Source organism: Okeania sp. SIO2B3 (assembly GCF_010672525.1).
In the GTDB taxonomy this organism is placed as follows: domain Bacteria; phylum Cyanobacteriota; class Cyanobacteriia; order Cyanobacteriales; family Microcoleaceae; genus Okeania.
In genome coordinates this window covers 106,202-133,162 of record NZ_JAAHGH010000013.1, presented here as the reverse complement: position 1 = coordinate 133,162, position 26,961 = coordinate 106,202, and the positions used below count along the sequence as shown (strand labels likewise).

The 26,961-nt window shown below is 35.3% G+C and carries 19 protein-coding genes and 1 pseudogene; 12 read left to right on the top strand and 8 right to left on the bottom strand.

The features are described from left to right. The 3 genes from pstC (at window position 1) to pstB (ending at window position 3,472) form a co-directional block, all read left to right on the top strand. Window positions 1-981 carry a phosphate ABC transporter permease subunit PstC gene (pstC, locus tag F6K15_RS14135; RefSeq protein ID WP_293061694.1) on the top strand — a complete coding sequence of 327 codons (981 nt, stop codon included), beginning with the start codon at window positions 1-3 and terminating at the stop codon, window positions 979-981. 133 nt (window positions 982-1,114) lie between these two features. Continuing rightward, a complete protein-coding gene (gene pstA / locus F6K15_RS14130) occupies window positions 1,115-1,996 on the top strand; it encodes a phosphate ABC transporter permease PstA (protein WP_293061692.1) in 882 nt (293 codons plus the stop codon). 654 nt (window positions 1,997-2,650) lie between these two features. Next, window positions 2,651-3,472, top strand: coding sequence for a phosphate ABC transporter ATP-binding protein PstB (gene pstB, locus F6K15_RS14125; protein WP_293061691.1), 822 nt, complete (start codon window positions 2,651-2,653; stop codon window positions 3,470-3,472). Window positions 3,473-3,777: 305 nt separating this feature from the next. On the opposite strand, the gene F6K15_RS14120 is transcribed toward pstB, so the two are convergent. Together F6K15_RS14120 and F6K15_RS14115 are read right to left on the bottom strand one after the other, a co-directional pair. Next, complete coding sequence (locus F6K15_RS14120; protein WP_293061689.1) at window positions 3,778-5,265, bottom strand: response regulator; 1,488 nt, start codon at window positions 5,263-5,265, stop codon at window positions 3,778-3,780. A gap of 1,773 nt (window positions 5,266-7,038) precedes the next feature. Further along, the gene (locus F6K15_RS14115; protein WP_293061687.1) at window positions 7,039-9,249 is read right to left on the bottom strand and encodes an ATP-binding protein; all 2,211 of its coding nucleotides are present in this window, start codon (window positions 9,247-9,249) and stop codon (window positions 7,039-7,041) included. A 1,140-nt stretch (window positions 9,250-10,389) separates the two neighbouring features. Here F6K15_RS14115 and F6K15_RS14110 point away from each other — a divergent pair. Continuing rightward, window positions 10,390-10,605: a hypothetical protein gene (locus F6K15_RS14110; protein ID WP_293061686.1), complete on the top strand. Its 216-nt coding sequence runs from the start codon at window positions 10,390-10,392 to the stop codon at window positions 10,603-10,605. 988 nt (window positions 10,606-11,593) lie between these two features. On the opposite strand, the gene F6K15_RS14105 is transcribed toward F6K15_RS14110, so the two are convergent. Continuing rightward, complete coding sequence (locus tag F6K15_RS14105; protein WP_293061684.1) at window positions 11,594-11,767, bottom strand: hypothetical protein; 174 nt, start codon at window positions 11,765-11,767, stop codon at window positions 11,594-11,596. Window positions 11,768-11,888: 121 nt separating this feature from the next. Here F6K15_RS14105 and F6K15_RS14100 point away from each other — a divergent pair, with 121 nt between their 5' ends. Together F6K15_RS14100 and F6K15_RS14095 are read left to right on the top strand one after the other, a co-directional pair. After that, a complete protein-coding gene (locus F6K15_RS14100) occupies window positions 11,889-12,152 on the top strand; it encodes a hypothetical protein (RefSeq protein WP_293061682.1) in 264 nt (87 codons plus the stop codon). A gap of 396 nt (window positions 12,153-12,548) precedes the next feature. Continuing rightward, window positions 12,549-13,100, top strand: a complete 552-nt coding sequence (locus F6K15_RS14095) for a DUF2854 domain-containing protein (protein ID WP_293061680.1) — start codon at window positions 12,549-12,551, stop codon at window positions 13,098-13,100. Between the two features lie 1,725 nt (window positions 13,101-14,825). Here F6K15_RS14095 and F6K15_RS14090 read toward each other — a convergent pair. Continuing rightward, window positions 14,826-15,083, bottom strand: coding sequence for a chlororespiratory reduction protein 7 (locus F6K15_RS14090; protein ID WP_293061679.1), 258 nt, complete (start codon window positions 15,081-15,083; stop codon window positions 14,826-14,828). Window positions 15,084-15,424: 341 nt separating this feature from the next. Between F6K15_RS14090 and sir the strand changes: the two genes are divergently transcribed. Next, a complete protein-coding gene (sir, locus tag F6K15_RS14085) occupies window positions 15,425-18,115 on the top strand; it encodes a sulfite reductase, ferredoxin dependent (RefSeq protein ID WP_363267943.1) in 2,691 nt (896 codons plus the stop codon). An 825-nt stretch (window positions 18,116-18,940) separates the two neighbouring features. Then, a complete protein-coding gene (locus F6K15_RS14080) occupies window positions 18,941-19,699 on the top strand; it encodes a 16S rRNA (uracil(1498)-N(3))-methyltransferase (protein WP_293061700.1) in 759 nt (252 codons plus the stop codon). A 191-nt stretch (window positions 19,700-19,890) separates the two neighbouring features. Here F6K15_RS14080 and F6K15_RS38355 read toward each other — a convergent pair whose 3' ends face one another. After that, window positions 19,891-20,136 carry a hypothetical protein gene (locus F6K15_RS38355; protein ID WP_363267941.1) on the bottom strand — a complete coding sequence of 82 codons (246 nt, stop codon included), beginning with the start codon at window positions 20,134-20,136 and terminating at the stop codon, window positions 19,891-19,893. A gap of 1,262 nt (window positions 20,137-21,398) precedes the next feature. Between F6K15_RS38355 and F6K15_RS14070 the strand changes: the two genes are divergently transcribed. The 4 genes and pseudogenes from F6K15_RS14070 to F6K15_RS14060 all read left to right on the top strand — a co-directional run bounded on the left by F6K15_RS14070 (window position 21,399) and on the right by F6K15_RS14060 (window position 24,216). After that, window positions 21,399-21,776, top strand: a complete 378-nt coding sequence (locus F6K15_RS14070; RefSeq protein ID WP_293061678.1) for a helix-turn-helix domain-containing protein — start codon at window positions 21,399-21,401, stop codon at window positions 21,774-21,776. A gap of 10 nt (window positions 21,777-21,786) precedes the next feature. Then, window positions 21,787-22,122: pseudogene (locus F6K15_RS14065) on the top strand (RNA-guided endonuclease InsQ/TnpB family protein); the annotation flags it as partial. After that, on the top strand, window positions 22,059-22,472 hold the full coding sequence (locus tag F6K15_RS38350) for a zinc ribbon domain-containing protein (protein WP_363267939.1): 414 nt from the start codon (window positions 22,059-22,061) through the stop codon (window positions 22,470-22,472). The pseudogene F6K15_RS14065 and the gene F6K15_RS38350, both read left to right, overlap by 64 nt. Before the next feature lie 634 nt (window positions 22,473-23,106). Beyond that, on the top strand, window positions 23,107-24,216 hold the full coding sequence (locus F6K15_RS14060; RefSeq protein ID WP_293061677.1) for a lipopolysaccharide assembly protein LapB: 1,110 nt from the start codon (window positions 23,107-23,109) through the stop codon (window positions 24,214-24,216). A 73-nt stretch (window positions 24,217-24,289) separates the two neighbouring features. Here F6K15_RS14060 and F6K15_RS14055 read toward each other — a convergent pair whose 3' ends face one another. The 3 genes from F6K15_RS14055 to F6K15_RS14050 all read right to left on the bottom strand — a co-directional run bounded on the left by F6K15_RS14055 (window position 24,290) and on the right by F6K15_RS14050 (window position 26,935). Further along, window positions 24,290-24,754 carry a hypothetical protein gene (locus F6K15_RS14055; protein ID WP_293061676.1) on the bottom strand — a complete coding sequence of 155 codons (465 nt, stop codon included), beginning with the start codon at window positions 24,752-24,754 and terminating at the stop codon, window positions 24,290-24,292. Window positions 24,755-25,713: 959 nt separating this feature from the next. Further along, on the bottom strand, window positions 25,714-26,037 hold the full coding sequence (locus F6K15_RS39080; protein ID WP_375341065.1) for an RNA-guided endonuclease InsQ/TnpB family protein: 324 nt from the start codon (window positions 26,035-26,037) through the stop codon (window positions 25,714-25,716). Next, on the bottom strand, window positions 26,030-26,935 hold the full coding sequence (locus F6K15_RS14050) for an RNA-guided endonuclease InsQ/TnpB family protein (protein WP_375341064.1): 906 nt from the start codon (window positions 26,933-26,935) through the stop codon (window positions 26,030-26,032). The genes F6K15_RS39080 and F6K15_RS14050 overlap by 8 nt, the downstream gene beginning before the upstream one ends. Between the last annotated feature and the right edge of the window lie 26 nt (window positions 26,936-26,961).

Below are 26,961 nucleotides of genomic sequence, written 5' to 3'. Positions count from 1 at the left end.
CTGGAGTTCAGACGTCTCTTCCGATCTCAAAAAGATAGTCGGTCTCGGACTAATACAGAAAGAAAGTTTGATGATGGTTTTATTACTGTAACTAAAATTTTTGCTTGGGGTATTGCAGCTATTTTAATATTGATAGCTTTAACGGTAGCTTGGCAAGCTATACCAGCTATTAATGAATTTGGTCTAAGCTTTTTATTTAAAAGTGTTTGGAACCCTGTTGCTAATGATGGAAAGGGGGATTATGGCGCATGGCCAATGATTGTGGGCACTTTAATTAGTTCATTCCTCGCCCTATTTATTGCAGTTCCCCTTGGTTTAGGTACAGCGATATTTTTAAGTGAAGGATTTCTTCCTCCAAAAATTACTACTCCATTAACTTTTATGGTGGAATTATTAGCAGCTATTCCTAGTGTAGTTTATGGTTTATGGGGTATTTATGTTTTACTTCCTTTACTCAAACCAGTTGAGGCTTTTCTAGGTAATTATTTAGGTTGGATTTTTATTTTTTCTCTTCCTAAAGGTGTTAGTGCAGGGGGTCCGGGAATGTTCCCTGCAGCTATAGTTTTATCAATAATGATTTTACCTATTATTACAGCAATTTCTCGTGATTCTCTTGCTAGTCTTCCTCCCGATCTACGACAAGCTTCTATGGGTATAGGAGCTACTCGTTGGGGTACTATTATTAGGGTATTAATTCCAGCAGCTTTTTCAGGAATTGTGGGTGGAATAATGTTAGGTTTGGGTCGAGCTATGGGAGAAACTATGGCTGTAACAATGTTAATTGGTAATGCTAACTCGATTAAACCTACTCTTTTTGCTCCAGCTAATACTATTGCTTCTTTGATGGCTAACCAATTTGCTGAAGCTTCTGGTTTACAACTTTCTGCTCTGATGTATACGGGGATAATTCTGTTTGTTTTAACCCTACTTGTAAATATATTCGCTAATTGGATTGTTAATCGAATTAAAGCCAAGTATTAATTCCTTTTAAATGAATACAAATTGATTTGAATCTGAATTATTAACTATCAACTCTTAATTATTCATTATTCATTATTCATTATTCATTATTTATTGTTCATTATCAATTGTTGAATACTATCTTGAATTAATTATGGCAGACATTACCTATAATCAATCTATTGTGAGTTTAAAAAGAAACCCAAGCAGGCCAAGGGAAATATTCAATAAAGTGATGACTGTACTATCAACTGCTTGTATCGGCATCACTCTTATTCCTCTATTTGCTGTATTAATTTACGTTTTTATTAAGGGATTATCTCGTTTAAATTTAGATTTGTTTACTAAGTTACCACCTGCAGCAGGTCAAACTACTGGTGGTATTGCTAATGCGATTTTAGGCACAATTATGGTAGTGGCGATCGCTAGTTTAATTGCTGTTCCTTTTGGTGTTTTAGCAGCAGTTTATTTATCAGAATTTAGTGACGAGGAAACTGCCCGTCCAATTCGATTTGCTACTAATGTTTTGAGTGGTGTACCATCAATTATTGCTGGGGTATTTGCCTATAGTTTACTGGTACTATCTATGGGGAAATTTTCAGCATTTGCAGGTGGAGTTGCTTTATCGGTTTTGATGTTACCGACGATTATTAGGACTACTGATGAGGCTTTACAAATAGTTCCCAAGGATATTAGATGGGCATCGGTGGGAGTTGGTGCTTCTAATTATCAAACTGTTTTACAAATAGTTTTACCTGCTGCTTTACCAGGTATTATTACAGGTATTACTCTTGCTATTGCTCGTGCTGCTGGAGAAACTGCTCCATTACTTTTTACTGTTGTTTATTCTAATAATTGGCCTCGTGGTCCGTTCGCTCCGACTGTACCATCTTTGGCTTATTTAGTATATGAATTTGCTCGTAGCTTTGATGTTGTTTTACAAGAGTTTGCTTGGGCGGGTTCTTTAGTTCTGGTTTTATTGGTTTTAATTACCAGTATTCTTTCTCGTTGGGCAACGAGTCAAAAACAGTTTTAATTAAAGAAGGAAGAAGGTAGAAGAAATAAGAAAGAAGGAAGAAGGTAGAAGGCAGAAGGTCTAATTTCTTATAGACTCAAACCCTAAACAATATTTAAGCATCCTTGTGGACTATGAGGTATTAAACTCGCAAAATAAAAGATAAATAATAGTGATTAACTAATGATGCTTGATTGATTACTTGGTATCGCAAAATTACTTCTTTTTTGAGTATTTTAATATCAATCAATTGGCTAATAAAGATTGATTAATTTGTGGAATTCAATTATGTATTCCTAAAAGGCGTAAATTTTTACCTCAATTTAATGAATAAAGGTTATTTAATGAATGGATAATGGATAATGGATAATGGATAATTACCTCTGGTTAAAACCGTTCTTGATTGAACATAAGGAAATATTATTTCTTTATTTTCCCCTTGTAGAGCGACAGCTCGCGGCGCAGCCAAGGGGAGGCAGAGTAAGCTGAATTATTTAATTAATAATGATTAATGATTAATTATTCGGTAAAAGATAATTACAGCACTATGAAAAGAGAAGAAAAACAGCGATTAAACCCTATAACTTGTATAGGTAAATGATTGAGGTGAAGCTGATAGTTATAAATAGCAAATAAACAAATAATTTTTAGACTAAATTTAGGAGGTAATATCTCATGCCAGAATTTAAACAAAATATTTCTCTGCAAAAATCTGCTCCCGCTCTTTCAGCAGAAAATGTAAGCGTTTTTTACGGAGATTTTAAAGCGGTGAAAGATGTTTCTATGGAAATTCCAAAGAATAAAGTAACTGCTTTTATTGGACCTTCAGGTTGTGGTAAAAGTACATTATTAAGATGTTTTAATCGTCTAAATGATTTGATTAGTATTTTTCATTTAGAAGGTCGTATTCTTTATCATAATCAGAATATTTACGACTCAGATATTGACCCTGTAGAAGTACGCCGACGTATTGGAATGGTATTTCAAAAGCCTAATCCTTTTCCTAAGTCAATTTACGATAATATTGCTTATGGGGTGAGAATTAATGGTCTGGCTCAGTCCAAAGAAGAAATGGATGAGATAGTAGAGCGATCGCTACGACAAGCTGTTCTCTGGGATGAGGTTAAGGATAAACTGGGACAAAGTGGTTTTGCTCTTTCTGGGGGTCAGCAACAACGTTTATGTATTGCTCGTGCGGTTGCTGTTAGTCCCGACGTGGTTTTGATGGATGAACCTTGTGCTTCTCTTGACCCTATTTCTACTATTAAGGTTGAGGAGTTAATTAATGAACTCAAGGAAAATTACACTATTATTATTGTGACTCATAATATGCAGCAGGCCACTAGGGTAGCGGATGTAACTGCCTTTTTTAATGCTAAAGCTGCCGAGGGTGGTAAACGTTTCGGTTATTTGGTTGAATTTGACGAAACTCACAATATTTTCCAGAACCCAAAGGAAGAATCTACTCAACAATATGTAAGTGGTCGTTTTGGTTAAATATTGAAGAAGGAAGAAGGAAGAAAGAAGAAGGAAGAAGGAAGAAAAAATGGATGGGAACTCAAACCCCAACTAATTGTCAACATTGTGTAGATGGTGGGGTATTAAACCCAAAATAAAAAGATAAATTTTTATCATTATTTTTTTCTGGGTTTGATACTCATCAAGTCCGGTTTTTTTATTTAAAAAACTCTTATTAACGAACTTTTCTAAGTTAACTTTAGTTAACCATCAAATTTATTCCTCTTTTTGACTAGATTGATATTTATTCATCAAATTTCATTCAATTTAGGTTTTTTTCTTGCTCAATAAACTTCCTCTCTCTTCTCTCTTCCCTCTTCTTTTTTCCTTCTTCCTTCTTCCCTCTTCCTTCTTCCTTCTTCCTTACCAAGTTTTTCTCGGCAACGTTCAACATATAAACTGGCAATAGTATCAGTATAATTTTGCCTTGTTACTTGTTGGAAATATTCTAAAGCTGCTGCAAATTTACCTAACTGCCAACCCTTAATTCCTTTCTTGAATATCGATAGATTGGAAATTTTTTCTGCTTCAATAATATTATTTTCAGTCCCCAATAATTCATAAATATTTATAGCTTTCTGCTTTCCACGAAGCGTCACTTTATCAATCCATCTGTAATAAATTTTCTCAGAATATAGATTATTATTTTGTAACGGAGCATCTGAACATTCTGCTTGATTAATAATTCTGAATTTATCTTCTATATATTCCTGTGCTTGACAGTTATTTTTACATATTTCTATCTCTGAAATTACTGGTTCACTTACAATAATTGAGCAACCATAAGTCTTAGTCAAACTTTCTAAACGTGACGCGGTATTAACTACATCTCCAATGACTGTAGAATCCATTCTTTTTTCAGAACCTAAAGTACCAATAACCCCAATACCTGTATGAATACCAATGCCAATTTTTACAGGTTCTCTAAGATTATATTTTTCATAATTAGTATTAAATTCTTTTAAATTTTCCTGCATCATTACAGCAGCATTTAAAGCATTTAAACTATGGCATTTGTGTTTGTCAAATACTGCCATAATTGCATCGCCTAAGAATTTGTCTATAAACCCTTGATTGGCAGAAATACAAGCGCTCATTTGTTTAAAAAAAGAGTTTAACCATTTAAAAGTATCTCGTGCATTTTGCGATTCAGCTATTGCGGTAAATCCTCTAATGTCACAAAATAAAACTGTTAATTCTTCTTCTGTCACATCTCCAAGCTGAATAGAATCTAATCCTTGAGGCGCTATTCTTGATAAAAATTGGTCTGGTACAAAAAGTCTAAATTTTTCCGAAAGATGCTTATTTATTTTTAATGCTGCTAATAATTGAAGATTACTTTGTCGATCTATTTGTTGAGTATTTTGAGATTTATTAGCTTGATAACGTATTTGATTTAGCTGTAAAATATTAGCTACTTTTGCCAGAAGTAAATGAGTATTGAATGGTTTTGTAATATAGTCATCTCCCATCAATTCTAAACCTTTCAATTTGGAATTTTCATCATCCAAAGCTGTTAAAAAAATGATGGGAACTGTTTTTAATTGGGGGTGTTGACGGAGGCGGTTACAAACTTCAAATCCATCAATTTCAGGCATCATTACATCCAGTAAAATTAAATCAGGATGAGAATTGCTGGCAACTTCTAATGCTTCTTTTCCACCATTTGCTGATACAGTGATGTAGCCTTCTGATGTTAATAGTTCTTCTAATAGGATGACATTATCTGGCTCATCATCAACTACTAGAATAGATGACTGTTTGTTTGACATATAATTTAGTTAAATTGATTAAATTTGATGAACTAAAATTTTTTGATTTTGAAAGTAATCTGATAATATGGTGGGAGTCATTTCAGTTATCAGTTATCAGTTATCAGTTATCAGTACCTCTGCAATAAGGAGGCTTCAAATATGGCATAAGTTCTTTTCTCTTGGTCGATTAGATATGACCAGGATCCCTCGCCATCTCTCGACCGCTTTTTATCCCCTTAAAAGGGGAGGCTTTAGACAACATTTTTTCGGTAAAATTGCGCAAGTTTTGTATAATTGAAAATTTATAAATTGAGTATTTTTATGTAGAAAATTGTCACCTAGTACCGAATAAATTTTTGAGATGTCTCTAACCAAAAATTGATGCTTTCAAGAATTTTAATTTTGTGGAAAATATGTAGCAATTTTCAAGAACCGTGAGGTGGAAAATTCGTAATTTTTAGGGAGTAGGGGAGTGGGGAGTAGGGAAACAGGGAATAAAAAATCAAGAATAACAACTGTACCTTAGTAACTTGAAAAACCCTATATATTGTGAGTAGATATTTACCGAAAAATTGGGTTTAAAGCCTCGCCCTTGTAGGGCGACTTTTTATTTTTATGTTAAGTGAATTGAATATATGCTATAGTTTTATTAGTTGCCGGGGGGCACTCGGAAACTCTAAACGGACGTGGAGGGAAGCGTTAGACTACCGCCAAGGAAGCAGCACCCTGTGTTAGCGACAGCTATGCGAAGCAAAGCGTCAACCCGCCGAGGAGCTATGGCTCAGTAGGAATCCCCGTGCCTTTAGGCCGGAGAGGATGTCCATATTCTTAGTTTAGCTTTTTTCACTAAGCAATATAATTACCTCGATAATTATACAATGGGTAGGGGCGAATGGCTATTCGCCCCTACAATCTTAAATGATGCTGAATAACACTGATGCTACCGGATTTGATATTATACCGAACCTAAGCGGAGGAGTCATGTCATTTCCAGTTGAATAGTTAGGGTTTGCTGATTAAATATCAAAGCATTAACTGATATTGGTTGAGCGCATTTTTTTGTCTAAAAAAGTGCCAGTTTTTCAGCTCCAAGAGCTGCATAAAGCTAGTATTTTGGGATGATTATGGCAGAAAAATCTTGGGACAATAATTCCTCCTACCCCCTCTATAGAACCCCTAAGTGTATCTTTAATTTTCTCTTTTTTGTCAGTCAGGCGATCACCAATCATCCAAAAGTAGTTTCACGCCTCAAAATTAGACAAGAAGGAAAAACTATAGATTTAAATTATCACCTCAGTAATTAAAATTATTTATTTTAATCAAACAAGTTCCGATTTTCCCCAAATTATTACAAAATATTTCACGCACTTGCGTTATTTTAGGCATTTGGTATCATAGTTTGTACATAAGGTATTGTGCCAATGTTGTGTTGAAAAGTAAAATATTCTGTCTTGAATAAAGCTACAAGCAAGTATTCACGTTAATATCATCCAGAATATTTACATTTTTGGGCATTGGTGAATAATCTCAAAACGAGAAATTTTAGACAAGTAGAAATGCTTGAGTAATTATGGCTATTGACAGATAACAAGTTAATAGAGTAATAAGTTGCGGCATTGGTGAATAGTCCTAAGTTCATAATTTTTCGGTTTCCAGCAACCCTTATAGTTGTTAGGCTGCGTGAAAACGGCTTTCCTGAAGCCTTTGTATTTCAAGAAAAGATCCGGTTAGGGGTTCTATAATTCCCCGTTCCTCCTGTCTCCTGTCTCCTACCCCTACTAAAAGACTTTTTCAGCCAACCCTACTTAGTAAAGACTTAACAGTAGCAATCATATTTTCAATATTCAAAGGTTTACTAAGATAAGCAGATGCACCAGCATTAATACATAATTCTCGATCACCACTCATTGCCATAGCAGTTACAGCAACTACTGGTACAGACTCCCAGATGGGATGAGCTTTTATTCTTCTAATTAACTCTAACCCATCAACTTCTGGTAACTGAATATCCATCAAAATTAAATTAGGTAAATTTGGAGGAGTAACTAAAGAAGAATTAATTGTATTCAACATAGTTTTACCATCACTAATCAACTCAACACTATAACCCTCTAACTCCAATACTTCAGAAATTAAAAGTTGATTATAAGGTTGGTCTTCAACAATCAAAATTCTAGCAACTCTTTCAGATTCTAGTTCTTTCTCCTCAATATTTTCATTTTCAACAAATTCTTGAGAACTTTCTTCAGATTCCCAATTAACAACTAACTCCTGGCGCATCTCTGTTAATGGCAACCAAACACGAAAAATACTACCTTTACTAACCTGAGAATTTAAAGAAACAGTACCCCCATGTAATTCAGCCAATTTTCTTGTCAAAACCAAACCCAAACCCGTACCCTCATGTTTCCTAGATAAAGAAGAATCAACCTGCTGAAAAGGACTAAATAACATATTCCATCTATCTTCAGGAATACCTATTCCAGAATCTTTTACCTCCAAACATAAGTAAGGAGTGCTAGGATTAATCGGAGAACAATCAGGTCGATAATCACCTTGAATTTGACTACCATAAGCTAAACGTCCGCTAAGTTTCACTTGCCCTCCCTCTGATGTAAACTTAACAGCATTAGACAATAAATTAATAATTATTTGTCTGACCCGACGTTGGTCTAAAAAAACTTTAGATAAACGATAATCTAATTCTAGAGATAAAGCTAACCTTTTCTTATCAGCTCGTGGTTGAATCATTTTCAAACAGTCACTACAAAGTTCGTGAATATTTACTGACTCTAAATTTAGCTCTGTTTTTCCAGATTCAATTTTGGATAAATCGAGAATATCATTAATTAACTGTAGTAAATGCTGACCACTTTTTTGTATTAGTCGAACTTGGTTAAGTTGGCGATCGCTTAACTGCCCAGATGTTTGTCGATGTAGTAAATCAGAAAACCCTAAAATACTATTAAGTGGAGTTCTTAACTCATGGGACATAGAAGCGAGAAACTCTGACTTTAATTGAGAAGAACGCTCTAATTCCTCATTTATTTGGCGTAGATGTTCTTGAGACTGCGCCCTTTCTATGGCCACTCCTAAAGTGCGACAAGCTGCAAACAACATATCTTTTTGAGTAGCTTCTTGTAGTTTTTGCAGATTACGAGATTCTAGAGTTAAAACACCAATAATTGTCCCATCTGTGGCAGGAATAGGAAAAATTCCTAATTGACCAATGGCGGGATGACAAAATCCGGGTATAGCTTGAGGGTGAGAAGCATAATCTTCAACATACATAGGTTCACCACTTTCAACTACTTGCCACAAAATTCCTTGGCCATAAGGAATACCCTGTTTCAATAAACCTTCCATTTCTATTACTGCAGGTTCACCATAAGTGGCAATAAATTGAGAAGTCATTTGATTAAATATTGGCCCTGCTTGGCGATTTTCTCCTTCTCCGCTAATAACTTTGACATCTCCAAAAGCAGCATTCATTACCTCTACCAAATAATTCAGGGCAAATTGGGCAATTTCTCTTAAACTGTCTGAGTATTGCAGTCGTTCGTTAAGACCCAAGAGAAATCTTAATCTCCTTAATTCAGCATTAAGACTATTTTGGGACTTTTGATGGGCAGTCACATCTCGAAAAGTGAACAGATGTCCCCCGTCTGATGTGAGAGTGCAGTCCACATTGAGACAAATATCGTTAGCTTGTTTTATATTTAGGGATAGACTTTCTGTTTCTGTGTTGAGTAAACAGTCTTTTAGTTGTTGACATTGTTTTGTTGACCAATAGCCTTGAGCAACTATTTCGGCAAATATTGTATCACAATGAGGCTTTTGAGCAAGCCACTCTGGCAATAATCCCCAAATTTCAGCAAGTTTTTGATTAAATAAAACTAAGTGATGGGATTTATTAAATAGGGCAATGGCATTATCTATTTGGTTAAGGATAAGTTCTTGTTCTTCTTTTAATCTCTGTAAATCTATTTCAAAATTCTCCATTTTTATGACTTATGATTTTTTCCATTGCTAATTAGACAAGAAGGTAAGTTGAAGTGTATTTACATAACTTTACAAATATTTCTACTCTCGAAGAGTGATAGTGATTAGATGGTATATGTGATCCTCAGCACATTCAAATAATTTTGCCGATCAATTGCTGAAATAAATATTAATTATACTAAGATAAGCATTTTCTGCGGAATGCTGCACAAACATGCAGTCAGCTATTAGCTATCAGCTAATTTTTGTGAGGGTAAAAGCAACCTTTGAAATTGAGGAGAGAATAAAAAATTACTGCCATGGGTTCCCTTCCCAAACCTGAGAAATAATTATTCATTAGAACTCTCAGGAAAAGAGGGATTCATTAATGGATAATCGATAATTACCTCAGGTTTTAACCGTTACGGAATTGAATATCAGGAAATATTATTTCTTCTCTTGGTCTCATGGATATGGCGCAGGTTTCCTCCCCATCCCTCAACTGCTTTTTTCCCTTTGAAAGGGGAGGCTTTTAAGCTGAATTATTTAATTAAAATTATTAATTATTAATGATTCGGTAAGGAGTAGAGAGTGGGGGGGGAAAGAATTGATTATTTTTGGGGGATAATTGATTTTATTTTTGATGAAAGGCATCAGCTAACTTGAACTATTTAGGTTCATTTTTATTGCTGTTTGCGTAGCATCCCGTAGGGAAGTGCTGGCTGTAATAGCTGAATGCTTACAAAAGGTAATAGGGAATAGGGAATAGCAAAAGAAGCAAAACAGCATTAAGTAGTAGGAAAAACAAACACAGGGAAAAAAGGAACTAAACACAGGGATTTTTTTATTAGAAAAAGCCTCAATCTATATTTAAATCTCAAATAAAAACACTATATAAGTTAAATAACATATAAAACCAACTTGTCGCTGCTATGACCACTAATATTAAGTCTCATTAATTAGCAATAATAAAAATGTTTTCTCTGATAAATTTTTCCCTGTTCCCAGATGCCGATATTTCCTATTCCTTATTCCCTATTCCCTAAATTTTTTATTGTGGGTATTCAAATAGACATGATATCAAATCAAATTTCAATCTTTAACTTTACTGTTAAACTACTATACAAATACTTATAAATTTGCAAAATCAAAGTACTACTTATGAATACTCAAGACCTTGCCAAGTATATAGAAAAAACTAACAGTATTTCTAAGCCCTGGCTATTAATACAACTTCGGATTCAAAAATTGAAAGAGCGTCGTGCAGAACTTTCTCCTGAAGAATATACTAAAAAATTAGCTGATATTCATCAAGATTTAATGAATTTAGGAGAGTGGTGGGTTGGTATTGAAGATGAAGTTTTTGGCGTAAAATAATGAAAAATTATAAGCTGTTTTACATTGAAACCATATATTCAATTTTTGTCAAAGCCAACAGCAGTGTAACCTTACGTCGGCGACATACACAAAGGGTAAGCATTCAGCTGTCAGCTATCAGCTATTGCTTTTAGTTTTAGATAAAAGCTTGAATAATTGAGTCAGAATTTATACTTACTATCAAAGCTGGCTGAAACAGTCTATTTTCATTAAAACCCTGTCATGATAGCTGAGAGCTGACAGCTAATAGCTGTTTGCGCAGCATTCCGCAGGAAATGCTTACTACAAAGGAACATAGAATCTAAATAGACATCTGGTAAAAATCAAAAATTAAATCAATTCTTATCCATAAATTATCAATTATTCCCCTCCTGGGAGGAGTTAGGGGTGGGTTCCCTGTTCCCTGTTCCCTATGCATGGAGGAGATGTCTAATGATTCTTAGCTTATATGAGTAAAAGCGATTTATTATACTATAGCAATCCTTAACTTAAATTGTGTTAAAATATCTAAAAAACAAGAAAAAAATGTATCTGGAAACAAAAATAATAGTTTCCTAATTTTGGATATATAGCAATCACCGAATCAGATGTGAGAATTGAGGTGTTCCTTTAAAGCATAGAATATAGCAGTTATCTTATTCTTATATATTCGTTTCTTCCCTCCATACCTATTCCCTAGAACAAAAGTCTCCAATATCTCAAAACTAAAATCATATTGCTATATTTTTTGATTTTTTACAAATGATTTAGGATTGCTATATATCCGGTTTATATAGATGATTAATTGAGATAAACAACAGCTTATCTGGAAAAAATTATAACTCTATTTGATAAACCGGATTTTGTATTACATACTAACTGTCAAAGTTAACTATAAATCTGCTTCTGTATTTTCTAAGGATAAAAATCAGGCAAATTTAAACTATGTTTCTTAACTTCATTGTTTGTTAATTGATCTGTACCAATGAATTTAAGAATACTAACTATTCTATGAATCTGGAAAAGTTCGTTTTAATTCATCAATCAAGTCATCAATCTCTTCTAGAGCTTGATTAATATCAATTCTGAGCGTACCTAAATCTGGTTTTTCTAGCAGTTTAACGAGAGATTCCCGCTTGCTCTCAATATTAGCTACTCTTGCTTTAATTATCTGTGAGTCCATTTGAAATTCCTGATATACTCTTGTTAATACGATATTTTAGTTTAACTCAATAGTTAAATCTATAAATCTCAACAATCTCTGGTTATTGAAAAAAATCATCTATAGATACTAGATACTAAAAATGTCTAATTTAGATCCAGAAAAGGAAGCTACCACAGTTGATAAAGCAATGTTAAAGCGAATTGATTCTCTCAAAAAAGAGGATGAAAGATTATACAATATTTTAGCAATAGATGTTTGGGCACTAGCAAAAACAATGGATGAATTTCAACCTGGATTTTGGGCAGCTTTTATGAAAAATAGAGATAAAGCTTTGAAAAAATTTATGGCTGATACAGTTAAAAATAAACAAAAAAATGATACTCGTCCACCTTTCCTTCATTAATAAATACTGAAGAGTATTTAGGGTAAAGTTAGATAATTTACTGAGTATTTAATACATCTCCATAGGTCTCAATTTTTCACTATTTCAATTATGTTTTTGGAGACATAAATCAATAAGTAAATATAGATTGAAACTTAAATCATTTATTCAATATTGAAAATCACTAGAATATACATTATTGCAGAAGCTAACCTGAAATATTTTTTATACCTCTATTCCTTGTTTGCTGTTCCCGACTTTAAAAGAACTATCAAATAACTCAAATAATAGTTGACCTCGAACTCATAGTGAGGGTAAGATACACTTAGCAATACTAAAATTCTAGTTACAGAATTTATAAAAGCAAGAAACTGACTATCTATAATATTATAATATTTATTTTCTCTTTTTAAACATATGCTAGGTAAAACTTCATTAGCAACAGTAGGATTAATTGTAGGTGGAATTATTTCTGTAATTGGAACAGCAGCTTACTTTACCGATCATCCCACACTTAATTTAGCAGGATTCTTCTACGGAATCCCCCTGCTTCTAGGAGGACTTGCTCTCAAAGCGGCTGAACTTGAACCAGTAACTTTTACACAACCAACTACTGAAGAAATTTTAACTCTGAGAGAAAAACAAGCTACTCCCATCCAAAATCAACTACGTAAAGATGTGACTCGGTATAGATATGGCCAAAAAGTACATTTGGAAGAATCTCTCAATCTCTTAGGTTTAAGTCCCACAGATGAGGAAACACCAATACTTAAGGGATTAAGGGAAATAGATATTAATGATAATTATGCCTTAGTGCTGGAATTTTCTTCTCCATCAATTCCTTTAGATACTTGGCTTCAAAAACAAGATAAACTATCAAGCTTTTTTGGACCAAATATCAAAGCGGAGGTAAATCAACCGACAGAAGGAAAGATTGATTTAGTTCTGATAACTACTCCAGAAGTATAAAACTATCAGGTAGTGGTGCAGTAGTAATAGCAGAGGGAGATGGGGAGATGGGGAGATGGGGAGATGGAGAGATGGGGAGTAGGAAAAAAACCGAAATACATCCTCTTTCTTTTAATTGGAGCTGAGGTAATAACAGCTGATATAATTAGGTAATTTGTCCCCAGTTCAATCAATACTATTGGTACTTACACATTTTCCGGTCAAATAATGCCTGATAGTCCCTCTGCATAAGGGAATTACGTCGATACCCTAAAAATGGCTGGAACCCGTGGTTGTGAAAGAATTATACCTTTTTGACGTAAAACTCTCTAACTGTATATATTTAACCCACGTTTAGTACTTCTAATTGTAATATTAAAAGTAGTATAGGAATCCGTAGCTTGGCAAGTATTTATACTATGCAAATCATCTCAATTACTTTTTTCCTTCATCAAATTCCGAGTCAAAAATTTACGCATAAATACTTGCTTGATTGTTTACTCAATCACGGCAGCTATGATTTTCTCCTAAAATTCTGAGTTCTGAGTTCTGATTACATACTACATTTTGTGGTGCGGAATGTGGGATTTAACCCACATTCGGAACTTCAAGAGCGTATCATTAAAAGTAGTATATAAATTTGTATTTTGGTAAATATTTATACTATGCAAATCATCTCAATTACTTTTTTCCTTCATCAAATTCCGAGTCAAAAATTTACGCATAAATACTTGTTTGATTGATTACTCGATCACGACAGTTATGATTTTCTTCTCAAATTCTGTCTCCTGTCTCCTGTCTCCTGTCTCCTGATTCTATACTACATTTTGAATCAATTAACAACGATCAGGTTGATAATGGGTTAGTTAAATAGTTATTAGGCAACAGTTTTCAGTTATCAGTAAGTAGTTCACCATTGAAACTGTATCTCCCAAATTTTAGCTAGAAGAAGTCATATCCTTATACCCGATACTACCTATCCTCATCCACCTCAAAAACTTAATATTAAATCCGTTTAATTAGCAAAAAAATGGTCTATTGGAGTGGAGTGGGAAACTTATAACTTTTAACTTTTAAATAAATAGTGAAAGTCAATTACGAACCTGTTAAAAACATTAACTAATATAGTCGCTTCACTTAAGGATGAGAAACTTTTTTAACTGAAACTATTTCACAGTAAGAAACTATGGTCTCAATTCAATCTAGACTGAAATGACTATAACTGATAAAACTCCGTTGCACTACGGGAAAGATAGAATACAGCGGACTCCAGGTTGATGAGGTACAGTGGCACTAAATTTTTAAATAATTTTTGAAGTATGCAATAAAGTTTTCATTCTTATTAATCAAATCTACTAGAATCACTGTACCAAACTTACATGAAATAGGCTGTATTATCTTTGATCAAAACAATATAGATTGCGAAACCCCGCCTTAAAAGGCGAAATATTTTTGGAGAGTTGCTCACGCATCCCCGTTACAAAAATAATATCAAATCCTTTTAATTCGGTATAAAAACATTCTCCATCTTCACTATTACCAAATATTTATAAGTTTTTTCCCTCCTGAGGACTGAGGACTGAGGACTGACTCCTACTTCAAAAGATTTTATGCCGATGCTACCGGATTTGATATAACTTCTGACTTCGTTTATCGTGCATAAATCATCAATTATTTCCCCCTACTCCCTACTCCCTCTTTTCCGGATAGGTCTATTAGAAATAAATATCTTATAGTAGTACGAACTTACTTTTCCAAACGCACCACATACCATTGTATAAAATTACCATTGCTTAATTCATATTCACAATAGGTATCTCTTAGTTGTTGAGCTTGAGCATCTAGGGAAGATAACTTTTGTAAATCTCTAGGTAAATTATGTTGTTGTTGAGCTAAAATAGAGCGCAATTTTTCTAATAGTTCTAAACCAGTCATAAACTGCTCAGGTTTGTTTGGTTCTAAGACGACATAGTTTTCTTCTTGGTACATAAGTGAATTAGGCATTTTTAGAACGAAAATAGTTGAGTGTGACTAATACTGAAAATTCTATAATCAAGAAAAATCAAATACTGTATGTTTTCAAAGCGAAAAAAATATCAGTGAAACTACTAATTATTATCAGGTTGACAAAGTACGGATATATGAGAGTATAATAAAAGACTAATGAGTTACTTGTAAACTAATGGTAAATTATTATAAATGCTAATAATCAAAAGATTAGTAAAAATAAACATAAATTGAATTATCAATAAATAAAATCAAGCAAAGCACATTCCTAATTATGAGATTAAAGGAATATTGAATACAGTAACTCTACTCAAATAGTAGCTATTAGCAACTTTAAAATGACAACTCCATCTCAAAATTTAGTAAACAAAGAGCAAAAACCTTCTAAGGTAGAAGGTATAAAAGAAAATAGCAACTTCTTGCGGGAACCCCTAGCAACTCAACTGCTAGAAGATACAACCCACTTTACGGAAGAAGCTATTCAAATACTCAAATTTCACGGTTCTTACCAACAAGATAACCGGGATAATAGAGTCAAAGGGCAAGAAAAAGATTATCAAATGATGCTTCGCACTAGAAACCCAGGTGGCTTTATTCCACCACAACTTTTTCTGACCTTAAATCGTTTGTCTAATGAATATGGTAATGATACACTTCGTGTAACAACCAGACAAGGTTTTCAGTTGCATGGCATCTTAAAGAAAAATCTGAAAACGGTTATATCATCCATTGTAAAAAGTATGGGATCGACTCTAGGAGCTTGTGGGGATCTAAATAGGAATGTAATGTCTCCTCCAGCTCCATATAAAAACCGTCGCGAATATGAATATGCAAAAGAATATGCGAATAAAATAGCAGATTTATTAACACCACAGACAGGTGCATATTATGAAATTTGGCTAGACGGGGAAAAAGTAATTAGCGCAGAAGAACATCCTGAAGTAAAAGCTGCTAGACAACTTAATAGTAACGGCACAATATTCACTAATAGTGAAGAACCTATTTACGGTACTCACTATATGCCGAGAAAATTTAAGTGTGCTGTAACAGTACCAGGAGATAACTCCGTAGACCTATACACTCAAGATGTTAGCCTCGTTGTAATTACCAATGAAGCAGGAGAATTAGAAGGGTTTAATGTTTTAGCAGGGGGTGGTCTAGGTAGAACTCATCGAAAAGAAGAAACCTTCCCTTGTTTGGCCCAAGAAATTGGATATGTGGCCAAGGAAGATATTTATGAATTAATCAAGGCTATAGTAGCGACTCAGAGAGATTATGGCGATCGCAGCAACCGTCGCCATGCCAGAATGAAATACTTACTCCATGACTGGGGATTAGAAAAATTTAAGGCCAAGTTAGAAGAATACTTTGGTAAATCCATTGCCCCCTTTAAACCTTTACCAGAATGGAAATATTTAGACTTCCTGGGATGGCATCAACAAGGAGATGGCAAGCTATTTTTAGGAATTTCTGTAGAAAATGGCCGTGTTAAAAACGAAGATTCATTTCAGCTAAAAACAGCACTGCGGAAAATTGTTGAGTTGTTTCAATTACCCATGCTGTTAACACCGAATCACAACATAATCCTCTATGAGATTCAACCACAGCAGCAACAAGCAATAGAACAAATTCTGGCTCAACATGGTGTCAGGAGTGAAAAAGATATTGAACCCTTAGTACGCTATAGCATGGCCTGTCCAGCTTTGCCAACTTGTGGACTAGCAATTGTCGAATCAGAAAGGGCCTTACCTGGTATACTGGGACAAATTCGGTTATTGTTGGACAAGGTGGGACTAGAACAAGAGCATCCTGTAATCAGAATGACAGGATGTCCCAATGGTTGTGCTAGACCCTATATGGCCGAATTAGGATTTGTCGGTAGTGCTCCTGATGCTTATCAGATTTGGTTGGGGGGTTCACCCAATCAAACACGACTGGCAAAGACTTATGTTGACAAATTACATATCAATGATCTGGAAGCTGAGTTGGAATCGATATTTATCTATTTCAAACAACAACGCCAACCAGATGAGAGTTTCGGCGATTTCTGCAATCGTGTTGGTATTGAAACCATCCGTCAGTTCGTAACCAACTATCAATCTAGTTTCTCAATGAATACAGATATTAACAATTCAATGTTGACCTCAACCAACTCTGAAAATAATACTCCAGTAGTTACTAATGTTACTGAAACAACTCCAGAAACTAAACCTCAAGAACAAGAGGTAACTACAAATCAAGAAAATAATCAGGAAATGAATCTGATTAATACTCCGGTAAATTCGCCCGTTACCGTTGAGAGTACTCCGTCGGTAACTCCATCAACAGTAAATGAAACCCAACCAGTAAACACTTCTGTATCTGGCGAAGTGGCAGGTACTACAACACCATCTCCTGCTGTGGGTCAAGAAGCTGGTCAACCTACTCCTTCTAGTTTTGGTCAAGGAGCTAGTCAACCACCCTCTTCTAGTTTTGGTCAAGAAGCTGGTCAACCTACTCCTTCTAGTTTTGGTCAAGGAGCTAGTCAACCAATCCCTTCTAGTGTTAGTCAATTAACTACTCCTTCTAGTTTTTCTCCAGAAGCAGGTCAACCACCCTCTTCTAGTGTTGGTCAAGAGGTTAGTCAATCAACTACTCCTTCTAGTTTTTCTCCAGAAGCAGGTCAACCACCCTCTTCTAGTGTTGGTCAAGAGGTTAGTCAATCAACTACTCCTTCTAATTTTTCTCCAGAAGCAGGTCAACCACCCTCTTCTAGTGTTGGTCAAGAGGTTAGTCAATCAACTACTCCTTCTAATTTTTCTCCAGAAGCAGGTCAACCAACTCTTCCAGAAAAGCCAAAAGATACGAGTAAAATGCGGCATCGGGTTAGTGTTAGAGATGAAATCTATACCAAGCTAAAAGAAGAGTCAAAACGTCAGGGTAAACCAGTAGTTCAATTAGCAACTGAAGCAATTGCAGAATACTTGGAGAAAATCAGGAATAACGAAAGCTCACCTGCTACAGATGAAACTAATTTTAAGCAAGAATAGTGAATAGATTTTTCACTCCAATAAACTGAAATGTTGTGGGAGATTATGGGTAGTAATTGTCCTCTAATTAAAATTAGAGGCAGAGAAAAAACCCCTCCCACCCAAACAGTTTTTCAGTATTTCTAGGTTAAAAATATGATGTAGTAGTGAGTAAGCATTTCCTCCGGAATGCTAATAGCTGAATGCTTACAGTGGTGAATCTGAAATTTCAATTTCAAGGATCTATAATAAATTTACTACCCAGTCAATCCAAAAATACCGATTTTGGCACAGTAGCAAGAGAGTTTTAGAACTTTTTATGGAGATGTTTATTGGCATTGTCTGGTAACTAACTCAGCTTCTGAAAATTTACTTGATAAATCAGTTTAGATTTAATAATAGACATCTGATTAAAACTAAGTTTTTGCTCAAAGTATTATATCAAGTCCAGATAATTAGCAATAAAAAAACCTATTTTCTTATACAGAGCAAATCTACTTATATTCTCCCTACTCCCTTATTTATAAATATTCAAATAGACATCTGATTGAAACTAAGTTTTTGCTCAAGTATTATATCAATAAAAAAACCTATTTTCTTATACAGAGCAAATCTACTTATATTCTCCCTACTCCCTTATTTATAAATATTCAATCGGAGATGATATGACAAGGCTTTGAGATTAACGACCGCCAGAAGTCCAATAGACATCTCCAATCATCAAAAATCAAATTAATTATTGTACATAAATCATTAATTCTTTCCGCCTACTCCCTACTCCCTCTTTTAGAGGAGATGTCTAATGTAAGAATAACCAAGTTTGAACAATTAAATTTTTTTCTAGATATGGCTGATTTGCAAAGATTAGCGATCGCCCCCCACCAAATTGAGCGACAGAAAGTACATCTAAGTGCTGAACAACAGCATTACTTAAGTCGAGTGTTACGACTAAGGGAAGGAGACAAATTTATTGTAATGGATGGTCAAGGTAATTCTTGGTTAGCGAAACTTAAAGCAGAAACCTCTAAAAAAAGTACAGTCAATGCAATTTTAGAGAAAGAAATTTTTATTCAAAATGAACTACCAATAGAGCTGATTCTAATTTCTGCCTTACCCAAAGGAAATAATTTTGATGAAATTGTTCGGCAAAGTACAGAATTAGGAGTGACTCATATTTTGCCAGTTATAAGTTCTAGAACTTTACTAAAACCTAGTCCGCAAAAGTTACAAAGGTGGCAAAAAATTGCCCGTGAAACTGCTGAACAATCAGAGCGTCAAGTAGTTCCAATAATCAGAGAAACTATGGAATATTCGGCAGCTTTATCATTATTCGATCATCAAACTTTATCTAATTATTACAAATATATATGTGTCGCTCGTAATAACTACTCTTCTTTACTGGAAAATTTATTAGATAATCAACTACCAGAATCAATAGTAATAATGACAGGTCCGGAAGGAGGTTGGACTAATGTGGAAGTAGAAGCAGCGATCGCTACAGGTTTCCAAGCTGTTTCTCTAGGTAAACGTATTCTCAGAGCGGTTACAGCTCCTTTGGTAGCGTTATCTCTAGTTGCTGCTGTATTAGAGAAAAGAAAAGTTTGACATCCTCTGCGGTTAAATCGAAGATTATAACGTGAGAAACCCAAACCTCGCATCGGCGCGGTTTACTACTTGAGTGGCACTTATCTAGACTATTGCCAGTCCCCGACAGTACGCCAACGAGCGTCAATTTGTTGAACCACGGTCTGCAAAGGCCGCAGTGACACCTCCATGACAGATCACTTTTGCTGCTGCTACATCCCGGTTGATTGGGTAGTGACATTCAGGACATTTATGTTCACGCTCAGACAGGTCTTTTTTACCGAATAATTAAGGTTTAAAGCCTCTCCTTTCAAGGAGAAACAAGAAAAATTTTTCCTTGTTTCCTGCATACCCAAGCCAAAAGGCTTGAAAAACTGACCGAAACCTGCATCTAAAGTATGTTTACCTAACATTCCTTCAGCCCAGGTTCTCAAGTCTAGCTCTTCAACGAATATCATTCCTGCTTGGTCGCATAAATGATGAGCTAGCTTAAAGTGAAAGTCTTTTTGGGTGTCTGATATGTTTTGATGAAGTCTTGCTATCTTTTGGTTAAGCTTATGTCGATTTGCTCTGTCTGGATGATTTTAACTTTAATCTACGTTGCAGTAATTGCCTCCTACTGAGGAGCTTCGCTTTCAACTTGCTTTGTCGTTGGCTTAAAAACTTTGGACGTTCAATCAATTCACAATTCAGTTGTTGCGAAGAATTTATCAACTCCAATATCAATTCCTAGGGGATGACCAGAAGCCGGAGTATTCGGAACACTGACAGGAGTTTGTAGAGAAACAATTGCAACCCACATTCCGCACTTCAAGATGTAATATTAAAGTAATATAAAAGAGCGATGTAGCTGCCGCACTTGCTCCGCCAACGCTATGAATTAAGCATGAATACTGGTAATAATAAAGTAAAGATATTAAATGGGTTCTATTACGCGATAAAACTACGTTACGCTAGCGCGATCGCACTTCCACTCACTAATCCTCTTTTTCATTTTAATAAGCACCTACGCAGAGCGAATTACTTACCTCAAAAATACACGAAAATTTCTTCACAAGCAACCACCCTGTATCTCTTACATATCAAAACTTTGAATGAATGGCCAACAAAAGCATGATCGCACTCAAATTACCCCCATTTTTTCCCCTAAATAGCTCATTTAAACTTTTTTTGGAAAATTGAGTTTAAATTTCAAATATATTTAACAATATACTATAATCTTAACTTATATTGATGTTTTTTTTACCAATTATTAAACCTTAAAAAGCTTACAGATAAAGCTTTTCAGAAGAAAAAACAGGAAGTATATTTTCTATAGATGTTTAATTATGACTATTGCCTATGTCAGAATTGCAATGATAGTATCTTGATTAAGAAAGCAAAGTAGAAAGCATAAATATTAGAATAGATTTGGAAAAAGTACCTTTTGATAACCAGGTTTGGTATAACCTCATAATTTCAAACTTTCAAAATAAAAGTTTCATTCATAATTTCCAAATCTACCTAATTGAAGAAGGCAGAAGGAGAATGCTTATGGATAGTCTTCGATACATCACTTCATTTCTACAAACCCCAAACAATTTTAAGCACCCCCGTTAACGGTAGGGTATTAAACCCGCAAAAGAAAAGATAAAAATCCCAAGTTATACAAAACTTACGCAAAAACAATATATGTAGTAAATTAAAACTATTAACTATGAAATAAGTAGTGTTTATCTAAATGTTGGTAGAAGACCCGCGCTCTCCCGCACCTTTAGCGTCGTATGGGAATACCAACCCATGCTATGATATAGCAACTAATATTAGTAACAGGTCGATCAAATTGAAAGCTAGGTACAAATACCGCATCTATCCAAACCATATCCAAATAACTAAATTAAATCAATTATTTGGTTGTTGTCGGTATGTTTGGAATCAAAGTTTAGCACATTGTAATCAGTTGTATATTAATGGTATTAAAAAGCCTTCATATACTGATTTAACTAAACAATTCATAACACAAGCATGCGTGAGAATTACTTTGGTTAAAAGAGGTAGCTTCTACTCCATTACAACAGTCTCTCAAAGACTTAGAGCAAGCTTACAGAAACTTCTTTAATAGTTGTACTGGTAAAAGGAAAGGGATTAAGGCTCAACCACGATTGAAAATAGCTAGACTCCATGCCAAAATTAAGGATATTAGAACAGACTTCCTGCACAAGCTATCAAATGATTTAGTCAAAAAATACGACACTATCGTATTAGAAGACTTAAAGGTTTCCGGTATGGTTAAAAACCGCAAATTAGCCAAAGCAATTAGTGATTTAGGATGGAGACAATTTAGAACTTTAACAGAGGCCAAATGTGAGAAATATGGGAGAGAATTTAGAGTTATTTCTAGGTGGGAACCTACTTTCCATGCATTGTTCTCCCATACGGTTTTAAAGGAGGTAAAAAGGAATTAGATGTTAGAGCATGGACTTGTCTAAATTGTGGAACTGTACATGACCGTGATATCAATGCTGCTATCAATATTCTTAATACTGTTAGTGAAACAATTGCAGAAATAACTCAACCGATAACCAAAGTTGAGGAAATTGTTGAAAGCGAAGCTCCTCTGAAAGAGGCACTTGAGAATCCTTTACAACTATCACTTTTTGTTAGGGTAGCTCCTCCGCAGGAGGCTGTAGTCGCGGGCGGGCAGTCCGAGACATTAAACAAGACGAGGAGCAGCCGTAAGACTCGCCGTGAAAAGCTAGCCAGCAGCAATGAGTCGTCTACCCGCCCTGAGCCAATTCAACTTCGCTTGTTTTGATGGATGGGAATCCCGCATTGTCACGCAAGTGCAACGTCGGGAGGATGTCAAGACTTATAACAATTTTATGTGAGGCTGCACAGAATTAGGTGTTAGGTCGTAGGTCTTAGGTAGTAGGTGTTGGGTATTATACTAATTTTATGTGAAGTGGCACAGAATTATGAAATTTATTAACTTGTCTATCTCGATCTACTGGCGCGTCAAGCTGAAAATGATGTATTAAATTTTTGAGTATAATTCTTGCTATGACTAAGGTTTGGAGAATTTTCCTAGCACACTATTTCAAGCTTGACGCGCCAGTAGTGGACTGACACGCCTAAAATAGTGCATTAGGCTTTTTGATAATCACCGCATCACCCGGTTATTTCAATCCCTCACCCCCCTATTTTCTAATGCACATTTTTAGCTGTGTCAGTCTAGTAGGGTGGGATAGCGAGGATACCTCGCTGGACTCCAATGGACCAAGAGAAGAAAAAATTTTCACGCTCCGCATCAATCCTATCTGTTTTCAAGGAGCCGTTTTCAAGGAGAGGTAATAATTAATAATTAATTATTAATTATTAATTATTAATTATTGAACTGCTCTTGCCTTTTTCCGAGATATTTTCTGGCAGCTTAAATAGAACTATTATATATGAAAGAAATAAAAGAAGTTGCTACTTTCCTAGAACAAAAAAACTATCAACAGGCAGCCAAATTACTAAAACAATTACAAAAAGAACATCCTCAAAATCTGTGGGTACAACTTTATATTGGGAGATGGTATGAAGAAATAAATAAATTAGAATCAGCAGAAAAATTCTATAGAAAATTGCTCAAAGATGCAACAAATCCACAAGTAGTTGCACAAGCACGTCAAGGTTTACAAAGAATAGAAACTATAGAGAAAAAACACCAGCAACAGGCGATCGCCACTGCTAAATCTGACCCGAAAAATACTGAACCAGGATTACTTATTATTGAAGCTATTAGTAAAGAAAATAAACAGGAAGCTGCCAAAAATCTAGCTAGAATTATGAAAATTGACCCCTATACAGCTAGAATGCAATTACAAAGTAGAGGTTGGCGAATTTATCGTCTTGGAGCTATTGGGGAACTAAAAATTTATGGTGAAGAAATGCTCAAAGCAGGCATTCCTGTATTTTGGGCAAAAATATCAGATATTGAGAAGATAAATATATTTAGAGTTCAATATTTTCAATCTATTTCTTCTTCTGAGGCAAGTATTGTTTGTCTAAATGAACAAGATCAAATGGGTAGTTTAAATTTTCAATGGTCAGAAGTAGTAGATAAAGTTGAGGGGTTATTACCTATTTTTATGAATGCTATGGATTACGATCCTAGGCGACGTTCCGAAAAAATCCGTCATAAACAAATGACTCAAGATTATGCCAATATATTAGATTTACATCTTTCTCGTCGGCGTAGTATTATTAGATTTTGCGACCAAAATTATCAATATCAAAAAGGAATTACTTCTAAGGTTCAGACTCAAGATGAATCCCTATTAACACTAAAAACTACTAATAGAAGTAAATGGAATGACTTAGTAAATATGATTAACCCAAAATTAGCTAAAGTAACAACTTGGTCTGATTTTACTTCTTTTGGAGAAGTCGCAAGTCGAGATTACACTCAATTATTAAGTCGCCTCAAATATTACATTGATATATCGCGCAAAATAGAAACAATGTGGGACCCAGCTTTTCATTTATACAGTACATTAGTATTCTTAAAAAATTAGGGGGTTAACATAGCAAATATAAAGTTAAAAGCTAAATTTTTTACCCCTTTATTTTTAAGTTCTTGATCAAATACTATCTTGGCAGGTTCAAATCCTTAGCCATCCCACGAAACATACCCATACTAGGACCAGGACTACGACGTTTTGCTGTAGGTTTTGGCATTAAAAAGTTAGGAGCAAATAATACTACCTCTTCTGATTCCTGGGAAACTTTAATATCGGTTACAGGAGGTTGTGGTGTTGCCACTGCAGGAGTACCATTTTCAGCTTCAGCTTTTTTAGCAATTTTTTTAGCCTCAGAAAGTTTGGCTTTAGCAATTTTTGGAGTTTCAGGTTTTGGAGTTTCAGGACTAGCAGGTTTAGTTTCTTTTTTTGTAGTAGGTTCTGGTGCTGCTACACTTGCTTGAGTAGATTCTTCCTTTGGTTCATTAGCGCCCTTAGCATCGTCAAATTCTAATAAATAATCAGACTTCTTTCCCCGCAGATTTTCCAGGATACCAAATACCCCAGCGAACAATCCTCCGATAAAAGCTAACATTATTTTTATCTCCTAAAATGATTTTCTGTAAACAATTTTACAGTTAAATTCTTAATATGTTCAAATTAGAAGCTAACGTAATTTTTGTCTATATTTATTTATAAAACTTTACGTTAACTATAAATATATTATATAGATGCATCATAAAATTGGCAATTGGAGAAAATCAGAAGCCAAAAAATTTGTAATTGTTGACATATATACTAATAATTAGGGCTTGCTGATTAAATATCAAAGCACTGACAGATATTGGCTTCAGCTTTTTTAGGCCTTTAAAAAGTGCGCCTGTTTTCGACCCAAAAAGCTCATGCATGCTAGTATTTTGGGATGATTATGGCAGAACAATCTTGGGACAAATATACCCGACTACCTCCTCTATAATTTCCATTTCTCCAGTATAGCTGTCTTCCCCTCCACCGGAGGGCCCCGCGGGTGGGTTGTCTCCTGTCTCCTACACCTACCACTCATACTTTATTCAGCAAACCCTAATTAGGGAAGAGGGAACAGGGAATAACAGGCGTAAAAGGTTTTTTCCTGCGGAATCCTTCAGGAAACAGGATTGAAAAATTTCTTAACCAATTCTTGTAGTGCTATAGCAGTCGAAGGAAAGGTTAGGACATATCAAAAGCTTAAAGCTCAGACAACACAATATTTTTCCTTCTTCCTTCTTCTTTCTTCTTTCTTCCTTCTTTCTTCTGCTATACCAGTAAAAAAATTGTCCTACTCAACAAAAGAATAGCGATCGCTACACTCTAAAATTTAGAATGAAGATAAGCACATTGACATCCTCCCGACGCTGCTCTTACGAGACAGCGCGGGATTCCCTAGCATTGCTGTTAGGGGCTTTCTGCCTCATCGCACCTGTCCTCTGGGATTTGTTCCCTTCAGATCTTACGGTCGCTCCGCAGACTGACACTGCTAGCCCAGCAGCCTTCGAGCGTGGGCGTTCCCTCTCTTGGTCAGCATTCCCTTGCGCCTATCGGCGGCGCGGGGTCTGACCGCTTGCGTCTTTCGCCGACGCGGGTTCCCATCCGCAAAATGTTTATACTTGCATTTATATCCCTATCATGGTGACTACCACACTCAGGACAATCCCACTCTCTAATCTTTAGAGGTAATTTTTCTACTACATGACCACAGTTAGAACAACGTTTTGTTAGCGAAGCTCCTCTGAAAGAGGCACTCGGAAAATATCTATCAATCTTGATTAACTCCCTTCCATACCATTCTGCTTTGTATTCTAGCTGTCTGACTATTTCTCCCCAGTTAGCATCACTACCCACCCCTCTTGCTCCCCTCCCGGGAGGGGATGGGGGTGGTTATGGTTTTGACCATGTTTTTTACTGCCAAGTCCTCAACTACTATCGTTTGGTTTTCTCTAATTAGTTGGGTTGTCAGTTTATGGGTGTAGTCAAGTCTTGAATCTTTAATCTTGGCGTGTATTCTAGCTACTTTAAGTCTGGCTTTATGATAGTTATTTGTTCCCTTGGTTTTTCTATCTAGAGACTTCCCCGCTAACCTCAGTTTTTTGTGTAGCTTGTTCAGATTCTTAGGGTTAGCTACTTTTTCTCCATCACTGGTAGTTATTAAACTGGTAATCCCTAAGTCAATCCCGATTTGTTTTTTGACTGGCTTAAGCTTCAAATCTCTGGTATCATTAACTCTTAGAGATACAGACCATCTACCAGACGGGCCAAGTTTGACAGTAATTGTACTAGGCACACAGTTTGGGGGCAGTTGCCTGCTCCATCTAATGGGTAATGGTTCTGCACATTTGGCTAAATAGACTTGACCATTTTCCCACTTAAATGCAGACTTTGTAAATTCAGCACTACCACCGTTGCGCTTTTTCTTGAAGTTAGGATATTTAGCTCGCCCACTAAAAAAGTTAGTGTTTGCGCAGCATTCCGCAGGAAAAGCTATTTGTAAATGTCTTAAGCCTTGCTGCAATGGAACACTGCTTACTTCTGTGAGAAAATCTAAATCTTCCTGTTTTTTCCAGTTGGTAAGCATAGCGGAAGTTTGCCTGTAGCTGACTCGCTCTTTGTTGTCATACCAAGCTTGAGTTCTTGCAGCTAAAGCTTTGTTATAGACCAAACGTACACAACCCAAGTTTCTCCTCAACAGATTTTCCTGTTCTGGAGTTGGGTAAAACCTAAATTTGTACGCTTTTTCAACCATCTACTGTTTGCTTTTCGACTTTGACA